The organism is Pseudomonas sp. TYF_14 (assembly GCF_043105275.1).
Taxonomy (GTDB): Bacteria; Pseudomonadota; Gammaproteobacteria; order Pseudomonadales; family Pseudomonadaceae; genus Aquipseudomonas; species Aquipseudomonas alloputida.
Genome location: NZ_JBICLK010000065.1, coordinates 1 through 10,897, shown reverse-complemented (window position 1 = coordinate 10,897; position 10,897 = coordinate 1). Strand labels below are relative to the sequence as shown.

Genomic DNA, 10,897 nt, shown 5'->3' with positions numbered 1-10,897 from the left:
CTTTTACAACGGACATCCTGATGTGCAGATGGAAGCGCATCACTACTGCTCCATCCTGAATGAGGATGTCATCCAGTGCGTCATCTTCGACGGTAATACCAAGGAAGCGAAGATCATGGGTGTCGAGTACATCATCGACGAAAAGCTGTTTGCTGGTCTGCCGGCCAACGAGAAGGCGATGTGGCACAGCCACGGCTATGAAGTCTCGTCCGGTCAGTTGGTTGCACCAGGCATACCCGCGACTGCTGAGCATGCGCTGATGGAGCGGCTTGCCCATACCTACGGGAAGACATGGCACACGTGGCACACCGACCAAGATAAAGCTCTTCCTGTGGGCGTTCCGCAGTTGATGATGGGGTTCACAATGGATGGCCAGGCTGACCCGGCGATGGTCGAGCAGCGCAATCGCCGTCTGGGGGTGGATGCGGCAAAAACCAAAGCTCAGCGGGCTGACATTCAAATCCCTGCGGCTGATCCCAAGGCGGATGGTTGGCAACACGGCAACGTTATTCAGATCACCGATCCAACAGGTGCTCATCTGCATCGGCCCTCCACGTCGACATCTGAGAAAGCGAACAGCCGTTCCAGCCAATAGCACCTGGGACAGTTGCATGTAGCTATGCCCCTGGCGTGCCTCTCCTGGGACGGCTGTCGTAAACCGCACCCTGGGCAGACGGCTTATCGCCGACATCCGGCAGCGTTTGCCCCTCTTGGAAGTAAGTTAGCCGCGCTCAGATCCCCACACCTAGCTATGCCATTGCAACGGTCTTTATCACACGATACGTTGCGTATTACGATCTTTCGCGCACCCGGTCAGCTAGCACGAAAGTAAAGGGAGCATCCCGCACTCTCCCAGCATCCGAAGAAAACACAGGCTCTCTGTGTGAACACACGAGGTGCGAGATCATGGCTAACGATCAAGAGAAAGCTGGTCAGCAAGGCGGCACCGCTCAAAACAACCCTGGCAATTTTGCCAATGATCCACAACGGGCGTCTGAAGCAGGCCAGAAAGGCGGTCAAATGTCCGGAGGGAGACCTGAGGATCAGCAAACTGGGCATGGCAGCGGCAGTAACCGTCAGGAAGATGATCCTCAGCGTGCCGGTGGTGCATCCCAACGGGGTGGCCAAGGAGGCCATTCCACCGGTATTAAAACTGACCGGGAGAAAGGTATGGACGATGAGTCGCAAGCTATTCAGGACGAAGACAGCGGAATGGCGGAAGACAACCGCTGAGCAAATAGCCAGGGAGAGGGATAACCCTGGCTTCCCCAACATCTTCGAAGCCACCATTCGAGGAATGACGGAATGACCGGCTAAGGAAACAGTACAGTTTCCCAATTGATAGCCGAAAAAATCCCGCGCAGAAAGCGCAGGCCGCTTAGAGAGCAACAACCGCCCGGATTAGTGGAAGCGGCTGGAATCATGCTGAGAGGTTGGTGCAACGACCCGACAGGCCATTCACCGAGCGGAGTGAACTTCCAGATGCAGGTATGGCCTTCCGTTCATACCGGAGGAACCGTCATGAGCCAATCGAAAGAACTGCACTCCACGGTCATTTGCCTGCAAGCCGACAAAGTCTTGCTGGTGCGCAAGGAAGCCTCCGAGTGGTCACTGCCAGGCGGAAAAATCGATCCTGGAGAGACCCAGCTAGAAGCAGCCCGTCGAGAGCTCTGTGAAGAAACCGGCATGCAACTGACGGATGCTCAGTTCCTCGGACACAGCGTGCTCCAATCGGAAGAGCACTGGCTCTATCGCATGAACGTGCCAACGTCAGTACAGCCGCACCCCTCACACGAGATCGTGGAGTGTCGCTGGTTCTCAGCTCCCGAACTCGAGCAGGTTACGGTCAAACCTACAAACACCGAATTGCTGAGGCGAAAAGGCTTCCTAGCTGTCAACGGTAGGCGCTTCCAGTCGGACTGAAGCCATCAGGACAGAATGACCTGAAAGGTCGTCCCCCCTTCAACGCCAGACTCGACCTCTATCCTGCCACCATGGCTGGCGACTATTTCCGATGCGATGAATAGCCCCAACCCTAACCCAGCGGCTGAGCCCTTTTCTTCTGCCGCGTAGCTTGAATATCTGCCCTCTGGCTTGAACAGATAGGGCATCACATCGCTGGGAATCGGCTCTCCGGAATTGTGCACGCTGAAGCGCGGAACTCCGGCTTCGCTGAAGAAAGTGACCTGGATCGGTAGCGTCGAGTCACCATGGAGCAGGGCATTGCCAATCAAATTGGAGAAGACCTGAGCCATGCGATCAGGATCAAACTGACCGGTGATCTGTACGGATTCGTTCAAAATAATGTTCGCCCAAGGGGAACCCGCGCGCAGTTCCTCGATGACCGAGCGACAGATCGGGTTCAGCTCCACCTGCTGCAGGTGCACCGGGATACCTGTTCCCAAATTACAGCGCGCCAGATCCAGAAGGTCGTTCACCATATTGTTGGCCCGGCGAGCGCTGTTACAAACCTGAGCGGCGAGCAGTTTTACCTTCTCACCTGACTCATCCTGTCGCAGGATTAGATCACCAGCCATGAGTACCGCACCCAATGGCGAACGCAGATCATGGCCAAGCACAGCCAGTACCATTTTTCGAGTTGATTCCACTGCTGCGCCATAGGCTGCAATGGATTCAACCATGGCTTGGTCTATTGCCTCGTTGAAGCGGATCATGTCCTGAACATGCTCTGCGTCTCGGAGCGTCTCTTTTGCCAGCCAGAGCGATAGAACACTCGAGCGCAGCGCTCGGTACTCAGAGACCAATTGATCCATCGAAAAGCCCGCTATCAAACGAGTAATGGCATGGGTCTGAGCCGCCGTATCGCTCCTCATTAGAGGGCCTCTGCCTTGCGCCTTCTCAGACTGCTGATGCGCAGTCTGAGCAGTACGCATATCAGCGGCAACGGTGCGCAGAATCTTCTCAGAGTGATTCCTGAGGCCGGCTGAATCCTGAGTGGGTAAGTCCGTCTTGACCGAACGTGCGAAATCCTCCCAAGCCTGGAGAATGCTTCCCATATCACTCTCAATGAAGTCGTACAGGCGCATTACGGTTTCCCACCATCCACACGTACCAAGCGTTCAGCCTAGCCCATTGAGTCATCAGGGCAAAGAAACCACTTCGTCATACTCTGTCAGCGCTTTGGAACGCGTTGTTATATGCCAGGTCTGTAGAGGTAGGGCGGGAGGCTAACTATGCGACACCAGGTGTTGGTAGTAGAGGACGATGAGGTTCTTCGGTGGTTGATGACCGAGGCCGTCACGCACCTCGGTCACACCGTCACTGATTGCGCCAGTGCGGACGATGCCTTGGCCATCTTGGAGAAAATTCCAGACCTTTCCCTAGTCATTACTGACATACAGATGCCCGGGCACATCGATGGTCTCGAATTAGCCAAAGCCATCTGGTGGGAGCATCCTGAGTTGCCAGTGATCATCGTCTCAGGTCATGTCGTCTTTTCGCCCAGCTCCCTACCTGCCAATGCGCGCTTCATTAAAAAGCCCTGCACCTTGGACTCGCTCAGCCGCGCCATGCAAGAGCTGCTACCCACCCGGTGAGGATCGGGACATGTCGCCATCTGGCGCCAACTCGTAACCTAGCGCCAATCAAAACTGCTTCCCCCACCACTGAAGCGTTTGGTCTGAACTTTGCCACCCCAAAAGACTTCCCCTGCATACCCCACGGTTTTTTTGCAGGAGCAAGACTATGAGAGCAGTCTCCTACCACGGTGCTAACGATGTGCGGGTCGATTCTGTCCCAGACCCCATCCTCCAAGACGCAGACGACATCATCTTAAGGGTGACGGCCACCGCCATCTGCGGATCCGACCTCCACCTCTATCGAGGCAAGATCCCGGAAACAGAGCAAGGCGACATCTTCGGCCACGAGTTCATGGGCATCGTGGAAGAGGTTGGCAGGGACGTGACGACCCTGCAGGTTGGCGACCGAGTGGTGATTCCTTTTGTCATCGCTTGTGGAAGTTGCTTTTTCTGCCAGCATGATCTCTTCGCTGCCTGTGAAACCACCAATACCGGGCGCGGATCGATCATCAACAAAAAGGGCATACCACCAGGCGCAGCGCTGTTCGGATACAGCCATCTGTATGGAGGGATCCCTGGAGGCCAAGCTGATTACGTTAGGGTGCCCAAAGGCAATGTCGGGCCATTCAAAGTCCCGACGACCCTCGCGGATGACAAAGTGCTGTTCCTATCCGACATCCTTCCCACCGCTTGGCAAGCGGTCATCAATGCCGAGATTGGCGAAGGCTCATCGGTAGCGATCTATGGCGCGGGGCCAGTGGGGCTGTTGAGTGCCGCCTGCGCACGGATGCTGGGCGCGCACACCGTCTTCATGGTGGATGACAACGACTACCGGCTGGCGTATGCCCAGGAAGCCTATGGCGTCATCCCGATCAACTTCGAACAGGATGATGATCCTGCCGACAGCATCATTCGCCAGACACCGGGTATGCGTGGCGTGGACGCGGTCATCGATGCCGTCGGGTTTGAAGCCAAAGGCAGCACCACGGAAACCGTGATGACGGCCTTGAAACTGGAAGGTAGCAGCGGCAAGGCCCTGCGCCAGAGCATCGCGGCTGTGCGACGTGGCGGCACAGTCAGCGTGCCCGGCGTGTATGCGGGTTTCATTCACGGCTTCATGTTCGGTGATGCCTTCGACAAAGGCCTGACCTTCAAAATGGGTCAGACCCATGTTCAAAAATACCTTCCCGAACTGCTGGAGCACATTGAAGCAGGACGCCTGCAACCGGAACTGATCGTTACTCACCGCTTAGCCCTAGAAGAGGCGGCCATGGGCTACAAAATGTTCGATCAAAAGCAGGATAACTGCCGCAAGGTCATCCTCGTGCCAGGTGCTGCACCGGGCACCTTGGGCCCTGACCACCTCTAGAGGAGGAATGATCATGAACGGTCTCGCCAGTTACTTCTGGATTGCCGTAGCGGCAATTCTTCTGCTCATCGACCTGTGGGCCATCGTCAGCGTGTTCCGGAGCGACAAGACAGATGCCGTGAAAGCGGCCTGGGCTCTCCTGATCGTGGCCCTACCGCTTGTTGGCCTGGGGATATGGGGCGTTGCTGGCCCGCGAGGCATCAAGCGAGGCACTGGGCCCACTTCCGACGAGCACAGCAAAGGCTGATATTCCAGGCCCCACCTATAGAGGTTTGCATAATGGTCGATCAAGCGACAGGTATGAAATCAGGTGAGCGCTACCGGGTTGAAAACGTGGAGCGAGCGCATCAGTTTCCAGGCTTCTTTCAAGACGGGAAATATTATCTAGGCCCCGAGCTTCTCACCGCCGTGGGATGGCTCGAAGGTACACGCTTCATCTACGACAGCCTGGATGCTGAAGGTGAACCCGTGTTTCCAAACAAAGAGGCAGGTACGGTCGAAGGGCTGACCTTGACCCTGGTCGATGGCACCGCCCTTGAGCTCTCTCTGGTCGAGGCCGACGAAATCATCGCACCCTTCGAACACCGTAGCAGCGGCACAGAGCAAGAAGCTCCCCGTAGGGGATATCCCGTCAGGGGGCCGCTGCGTGGCAAAGTTGTGGTAATCACAGGGGCATCCAGCGGCATAGGCCGCGCCGCCGCGCACGCCTTTGCCTGCAAAGGCGCACGCTTGGTGCTCGCAGCCCGCGATGAAGAAGCATTATTTGACGTTCTGGATGAATGCACCGATTGTGGTACGGATGCCATAGCGGTCACCACCGACGTCACCCACAGCGACCAGGTTCAAGCGCTGGCCGCCCAGGCCTCAGCGTTTGGCCATGGACGGATCGATATCTGGGTCAACAACGCCGGAGTTGGTGCGGTTGGGAACTTTGAGGATACCCCGCTGGAAGCTCACGAACAGGTTATCCAGACCGATCTGATTGGATACCTGCGAGGCGCCTACGTCGCCCTTCCCTTCTTCAAAGCGCAAGGTAGCGGCATTTTGATCAACACACTGTCGCTGGGCAGCTGGGTGGCCCAGCCCTATGCAGCGGCTTATTCGGCGAGCAAGTTCGGTTTGCGTGGACTGACCGAGGCCCTGCGAGGGGAGCTGACCAAGTTTCCAAACATCCATGTTTGCGACATCTATCCAGCAGTCATGGACACACCCGGCTTCCGAGACGGCGGCAACTACACCGGGCATGCGCTGACACCGCCAAGCCCCATCTACGATCCCGAACGGGTAGCCAAGGCAATGGTAGCCTGTGCAATTTCACCTCGAGCTCACACAACGGTCGGGACTGCTGCTCGCCTCGCACACTTGGCCAGCTACCTAGTACCAGGAATAGCTTTGTTGTCTGGATGGGTAACGCGGTGGGGGATAAATCGTAGTCCCATAGCCGAAACCTCATCGGGCAACCTGTTTGAGCCTCCAAGTGACAGAAGGAGTATCGACGGAGGGTGGAGGAAACCTAAAGCTAAAACGCCCCTGCTAATAGGCGCAGCGGCGCTTGGAATCATCGCAGGGTTAACAATCGCCTGTTCCCGACGCAGGAAACACTAGAGAGGCAACATCTATCGGGGTATGGACGGAGCTTCTCGCAAGACTACGTCCATGCCTACTACGCTGCGGCGAGGGTCAGATGTCCGGCTATTAAAGAAGCCGGCGGCAAGGAAGAGGCGAAAAAGTACTACGAGGCCAAGGAAGAGCATCGCACTGTCGCCCCCCTCGTCATCCCTGACCTCCTGCAGACTGAAACCGGCTCCGTTGAGTTTGACGGTCGGGTCAAAGTCATGAAAGAGCTGCTGGAGCACCACACCGAGGAAGAAGAAGGCGAACTCTTCCCGACGGCCAAAAAGCTTCTTGGCAAGGACGTGCTGGAACAGCTTGGGCAAACCATGGAAGCCCAGAGAAAGATGCTCAAGGGCGAGCAGCGGGCCGCCTGACAAGGCCATTCCCTGCCAGTGCCACGGCTGGCAGGGATCCGCTTCAGATGTCGAACAAGCAACAGCCTTCTTCTGCCCATGAACCAGGCACGCCTTCCAACCTCACCTTGGTTGGCCGGGCTCCTTCTCGTATTATCAGCCCTCCCCACCTGGAATGATTGTCGTGAAGCCGTCACCTGGAAGTGCCCAGTCGATCCCTGCAAATGCCAACGGCCCGAAATGGGATGTCGGCGAAGCTGTCAGCCAACTTTCCTGGGACGACTTGCGGATCATCAAAACGCTGAGTGATTGCAGCAACCGCGCCGCTACGGCCAAGAAGCTCGGCATCAATGTGTCCACCGTCTCGCGCCGGGTCGCGCAAGTTGAGAAGACGCTTGGGGTCGCGCTTTTCGATCATCGCAAGGCGGGGTATCTGCTGACTGCCGAAGGCGTCGAGCTGCGTGCGCTGGCCGAGCGCGTTGAGCTGGACATCGTCAGTGTCACCCGCAGGGTGTCCCGCGCCGGCCAGGGCCCCTTGGGAAAGCTGCGAATCACTACCAGCGACTCGCTGCTGTTGTACTTTCTCACGCCGATCATCGCGGACTTCAAAGCCCTCAATGAGGGGATTACCATCGAGGTGTTGGTCGGCAACCAGACGTTGAGTTTGGCAAGGGACGAGTCGGATATTGCGGTACGCGCGACCAAAAAACCAACGGACACCCTCGTGGGCCGCAAGCTCGCCAACATCGCGTGGGCGGCATATGGCAGCGTCAAGCAGGCGGCGATTACCGATCCCTTCGCTGAGGGTCAGGCATGGGTATCCTACTCGGGAGGCTTGTGCGGTTTGAAGGCAACAAGCTACGTCGAATGTCGGGTGCCCTCGGAGCTTATTTCTTACCGCACTGATTCCGTGGCGGCAGCAAGTGCCGCTATTGCGGCGGGCCTGGGTTTTGGTTTCCTCCCCTGCATGCTGGGCGACATTACCCCCGGATTGGTTCGAGCCGGCCCAGTGGTGCAGGAGCTTCAGGATGAGTTGTGGCTGCTCACCCACCAGGACATCAGAAAGTCCTGGCGGGTAAAAGCATTCATGACGTTCTGCGCGGCTGCCGTGGCCGACCTCAAACCTTTGGTCGAAGGTCAGCAGGCCATCCCTGCTTCCTAGTTGAAATCGGAGGCGCCGTTCATTTGGCTTGGGTGCCGATCACAGCACGACACACGATCTCGATCAGCTGGGGACGCTGTGCGAGCCGCGATACACCGATGATATTACTGGCCGCCTGCGGGCGCTCGGTGCCATAGGCCGCTTTGCGCACCTTACCGACTACGGCGAAGGCTGCGTCCATGTCCAACACATACAGCGTCTCCTCAACGACATCCTGCATCGTGGCGCCATACAAGGCCAACAACTTGGCAATGTTGTCGTAGGAAACCCGCATCTGTTCGCCCATTGACGAGAAATCGCTCGGACGACCGTCAGCATTCAGTGGCGCCGGCGCTACCAGGTTGCCCTCTTCGTCATGGTTGAACTGCCCCGAGATGAAGATCTCGTTGCCAACTCGCCGCGCTTGCGGATAGCCGTAGCCCTCTTCCCATGAAACGCCCCAGTAAGCAGTGTCGTCGTTGAAAGGTCGTGAAGCGGCCATTGGATTCTCCTTGGCGAAAAATGGATCGACGTGATCCGACTGGCCGAAATCCTAGCACCGGATTGGACGCTACCAATGGCGCATTAAAGCGCCTACAAGAGCGCAAAATTGCGCCACCGATTCGCTGAGTGTTTCGCTATCTTGGGCTGGCACTCGGCGACGACCCGCCGAAAAACTCTCGCCACCGTTCAGCAAAAGGGAAGAACAATGAGCAATCCACACACTGAAGTCCTGACCCCGCTCAACAGCCAACTGATCTTCATCGATCAGCAACCGCAAATGGCTTTTGGCGTGCAGAGCATTGACCGGCAGACGCTGAAGAACAACACGGTAGGTTTGGCCAAAGCAGCCAGGATCTTCAATGTGCCGACCGTCTTCACCACGGTCGAAACCGAGAGTTTCTCCGGGCATACCTACCCCGAGCTGCTCGCGGTCTTCCCTGATGCGCCATTGCTTGAGCGCACCTCCATGAACTCCTGGGACGACCAGAAGGTTCGAGACGCGCTGAAGAAGAATGGTCGGAACAAGATCATCGTTTCGGGCTTGTGGACAGAGGTCTGCAACACCACCTTCGCGCTGTCCGCCATGCACGATGCAGGCTATGAGATCTATATGGTTGCCGACGCTTCCGGGGGCACGACCAAGGAGGCTCACGACTACGCCATGCAGCGCATGATCCAGGCGGGCGTGGTGCCAGTTACCTGGCAGCAGGTGCTACTGGAGTGGCAGCGCGACTGGAAAAACCGCGACACCTACGATGCTGTCATGGCGCTGGTCAAAGAGCATTCGGGCGCCTACGGCATGGGCGTCGACTACGCCTATACCATGGTGCACAAAGCGCCAGAGCGCGTTCAGCACGGCCCCACCTTGGCACCCGTGCCCGCATCGATCTGATGCCTGATCAGCCCCAAAGTTGGTTCCTGATCAACAAGCGGGGCTGGATCGAGCTGATCCGGGGTAGAGAATCGAGACGGCGTGTTCTGAGGCCTCGGGAGAGGCTTCAGCGACCCGTGCTGCCCGGATCTACCCTCTTCAGATTTTTCAGGATGAATTGGCCCCATGAACAGTGCTAACGGCATCGTTATAGCCACCGTTGCGATTCAGTCGACTGGGCGGCTCAAACCCTGGCAGGTCGCAACGGCCAAGCAGATGATGTTGGAGGCATATCGGTCACAGCATGCGGAAATGAACAGAGAAATGCGGGCGTGATCCGTATGACAAGGGTAGAAAATCGGAGCCCCAAAAACGCAAAAAGCCCTGAATAATCAGGGCTTTGAATATGGCGGAAGCGTAGAGATTCGAACTCTAGGATAGTTGCCCATCGACGGTTTTCAAGACCGTTGCCTTAAACCACTCGGCCACGCTTCCAGCTCGTTTTGCGGCCGCCATAATACCTTAATGAAACACGCTGTCAAACTCTCTGTGTCGCGGGTTGCAGGAGCTCTGATAGACTCCTAGCATCTGAACGTCCGAAACCACAGGTTTACCAAGGAGTGTCGCCATGCGCGAACAGGATTATGCCGTCCACCACGGCCAGCAGGTCGAGCAGCAGGAGATCAGCAAGGTCCTGCGCAACACGTACAGCCTGCTGGCGCTTACCCTCGCCTTCAGCGGTGTCATGGCTTTCGTTGCCCAGCAGATGCGCGTCGGCTACCCGAACGTGTTCGTGGTGCTAATCGGCTTCTACGGGCTGTTCTTCCTTACCAACAAACTGCGTGATTCGGCCTGGGGCCTGGTGTCCACCTTCGCGCTCACCGGTTTCATGGGCTTCATCCTCGGCCCGATCCTCAACCGTTACCTGGGCATGGCCGGTGGCGCCGAGGTAGTGAGCTCCGCGTTTGCCATGACTGCGCTGGTGTTTGGTGGTCTGTCGGCCTACGTGCTGATCACCCGCAAGGACATGAGCTTCCTGAGTGGCTTCATCACTGCGGGCTTCTTCGTTCTGCTGGGTGCTGTCGTTGCCAGCTTCTTCTTCCAGATCAGCGGCCTGCAACTGGCAATCAGCGCTGGCTTCGTGCTGTTCTCGTCGGTCTGCATCCTGTTCCAGACCAGCGCGATCATTCATGGTGGCGAACGTAACTACATCATGGCAACCATCAGCCTGTATGTGTCGATCTACAACCTGTTTGTCAGCCTGCTGCAGTTGTTTGGCATCATGGGTCGTGACGACTGATTGATTGCTGTACCGCAAGAAGCCCGCTTCGGCGGGCTTTTTTGTGGGCGTTGGAAATGGGTTGAGTTACGGGATGTTCGTCGCAAGAGGTTCAGCGCCTGATAGATCGAGCGCCGCCCGCGCGGCGCATCGCGAGCAAGCTCGCTCCTACATTTGTTTCGGGCCAGTATCGCCTGTGCCTGCGCGCGACCGCCCTGTTTGTTCCC

The 10,897-nt window shown here is 57.2% G+C and carries 13 protein-coding genes and 1 tRNA gene; 11 read left to right on the top strand and 3 right to left on the bottom strand.

The features are described from left to right. The 3 genes from ACF8O8_RS18420 to ACF8O8_RS18410 all read left to right on the top strand — a co-directional run. Positions 1-595 (top strand): OBAP family protein (locus ACF8O8_RS18420; RefSeq protein ID WP_392510203.1); only part of this gene is annotated, 595 nt, incomplete at its 5' end. A gap of 311 nt (positions 596-906) precedes the next feature. Beyond that, positions 907-1,233 carry a general stress protein gene (locus tag ACF8O8_RS18415; protein WP_010954779.1) on the top strand — a complete coding sequence of 109 codons (327 nt, stop codon included), beginning with the start codon at positions 907-909 and terminating at the stop codon, positions 1,231-1,233. Positions 1,234-1,521: 288 nt separating this feature from the next. Beyond that, on the top strand, positions 1,522-1,923 hold the full coding sequence (locus ACF8O8_RS18410; RefSeq protein WP_392510202.1) for an NUDIX domain-containing protein: 402 nt from the start codon (positions 1,522-1,524) through the stop codon (positions 1,921-1,923). Positions 1,924-1,928: 5 nt separating this feature from the next. Here ACF8O8_RS18410 and ACF8O8_RS18405 read toward each other — a convergent pair whose 3' ends face one another. After that, the gene (locus tag ACF8O8_RS18405) at positions 1,929-3,047 is read right to left on the bottom strand and encodes a sensor histidine kinase (protein ID WP_392510201.1); all 1,119 of its coding nucleotides are present in this window, start codon (positions 3,045-3,047) and stop codon (positions 1,929-1,931) included. Positions 3,048-3,194: 147 nt separating this feature from the next. Here ACF8O8_RS18405 and ACF8O8_RS18400 point away from each other — a divergent pair, with 147 nt between their 5' ends. The 6 genes from ACF8O8_RS18400 to ACF8O8_RS18375 all read left to right on the top strand — a co-directional run bounded on the left by ACF8O8_RS18400 (position 3,195) and on the right by ACF8O8_RS18375 (position 8,037). Then, positions 3,195-3,557, top strand: a complete 363-nt coding sequence (locus ACF8O8_RS18400) for a response regulator (RefSeq protein ID WP_010954784.1) — start codon at positions 3,195-3,197, stop codon at positions 3,555-3,557. Between the two features lie 148 nt (positions 3,558-3,705). Continuing rightward, positions 3,706-4,908: a zinc-dependent alcohol dehydrogenase gene (locus ACF8O8_RS18395; protein ID WP_392510200.1), complete on the top strand. Its 1,203-nt coding sequence runs from the start codon at positions 3,706-3,708 to the stop codon at positions 4,906-4,908. 13 nt (positions 4,909-4,921) lie between these two features. Beyond that, on the top strand, positions 4,922-5,155 hold the full coding sequence (locus ACF8O8_RS18390; protein WP_010954786.1) for a PLD nuclease N-terminal domain-containing protein: 234 nt from the start codon (positions 4,922-4,924) through the stop codon (positions 5,153-5,155). A gap of 32 nt (positions 5,156-5,187) precedes the next feature. Beyond that, on the top strand, positions 5,188-6,513 hold the full coding sequence (locus ACF8O8_RS18385) for an SDR family oxidoreductase (protein ID WP_392510199.1): 1,326 nt from the start codon (positions 5,188-5,190) through the stop codon (positions 6,511-6,513). After that, complete coding sequence (locus tag ACF8O8_RS18380) at positions 6,489-6,896, top strand: hypothetical protein (protein WP_392510204.1); 408 nt, start codon at positions 6,489-6,491, stop codon at positions 6,894-6,896. The genes ACF8O8_RS18385 and ACF8O8_RS18380 overlap by 25 nt, the downstream gene beginning before the upstream one ends. Before the next feature lie 154 nt (positions 6,897-7,050). After that, complete coding sequence (locus tag ACF8O8_RS18375) at positions 7,051-8,037, top strand: LysR family transcriptional regulator (RefSeq protein ID WP_010954789.1); 987 nt, start codon at positions 7,051-7,053, stop codon at positions 8,035-8,037. 19 nt (positions 8,038-8,056) lie between these two features. Here the strand turns inward: ACF8O8_RS18375 and ACF8O8_RS18370 are convergent, their stop codons facing one another. Next, positions 8,057-8,518, bottom strand: coding sequence for a RidA family protein (locus ACF8O8_RS18370; RefSeq protein ID WP_010954790.1), 462 nt, complete (start codon positions 8,516-8,518; stop codon positions 8,057-8,059). Between the two features lie 207 nt (positions 8,519-8,725). On the opposite strand from ACF8O8_RS18370, the gene ACF8O8_RS18365 reads away from it, so the two are divergent. Next, positions 8,726-9,412, top strand: coding sequence for a hydrolase (locus ACF8O8_RS18365; RefSeq protein WP_010954791.1), 687 nt, complete (start codon positions 8,726-8,728; stop codon positions 9,410-9,412). A 386-nt stretch (positions 9,413-9,798) separates the two neighbouring features. Here ACF8O8_RS18365 and ACF8O8_RS18360 read toward each other — a convergent pair. Further along, a tRNA-Ser gene (locus ACF8O8_RS18360) sits at positions 9,799-9,886 on the bottom strand. A gap of 133 nt (positions 9,887-10,019) precedes the next feature. On the opposite strand from ACF8O8_RS18360, the gene ACF8O8_RS18355 reads away from it, so the two are divergent. Next, complete coding sequence (locus tag ACF8O8_RS18355) at positions 10,020-10,691, top strand: Bax inhibitor-1/YccA family protein (protein ID WP_003251184.1); 672 nt, start codon at positions 10,020-10,022, stop codon at positions 10,689-10,691. The last annotated feature ends 206 nt before the right edge of the window (positions 10,692-10,897 follow it).

What these genes read in the sequence shown, in the direction of transcription:
- ACF8O8_RS18415 (WP_010954779.1), top strand. Translation starts at nt 907, where the DNA reads ATGGCTAACGATCAAGAGAAAGCTGGTCAGCAAGGCGGCACCGCTCAA.
- ACF8O8_RS18410 (WP_392510202.1), top strand. Translation starts at nt 1,522, where the DNA reads ATGAGCCAATCGAAAGAACTGCACTCCACGGTCATTTGCCTGCAAGCC.
- ACF8O8_RS18405 (WP_392510201.1), bottom strand. Translation starts at nt 3,047, where the DNA reads ATGCGCCTGTACGACTTCATTGAGAGTGATATGGGAAGCATTCTCCAG.
- ACF8O8_RS18400 (WP_010954784.1), top strand. Translation starts at nt 3,195, where the DNA reads ATGCGACACCAGGTGTTGGTAGTAGAGGACGATGAGGTTCTTCGGTGG.
- ACF8O8_RS18395 (WP_392510200.1), top strand. Translation starts at nt 3,706, where the DNA reads ATGAGAGCAGTCTCCTACCACGGTGCTAACGATGTGCGGGTCGATTCT.
- ACF8O8_RS18390 (WP_010954786.1), top strand. Translation starts at nt 4,922, where the DNA reads ATGAACGGTCTCGCCAGTTACTTCTGGATTGCCGTAGCGGCAATTCTT.
- ACF8O8_RS18385 (WP_392510199.1), top strand. Translation starts at nt 5,188, where the DNA reads ATGGTCGATCAAGCGACAGGTATGAAATCAGGTGAGCGCTACCGGGTT.
- ACF8O8_RS18375 (WP_010954789.1), top strand. Translation starts at nt 7,051, where the DNA reads ATGATTGTCGTGAAGCCGTCACCTGGAAGTGCCCAGTCGATCCCTGCA.
- ACF8O8_RS18370 (WP_010954790.1), bottom strand. Translation starts at nt 8,518, where the DNA reads ATGGCCGCTTCACGACCTTTCAACGACGACACTGCTTACTGGGGCGTT.
- ACF8O8_RS18365 (WP_010954791.1), top strand. Translation starts at nt 8,726, where the DNA reads ATGAGCAATCCACACACTGAAGTCCTGACCCCGCTCAACAGCCAACTG.
- ACF8O8_RS18355 (WP_003251184.1), top strand. Translation starts at nt 10,020, where the DNA reads ATGCGCGAACAGGATTATGCCGTCCACCACGGCCAGCAGGTCGAGCAG.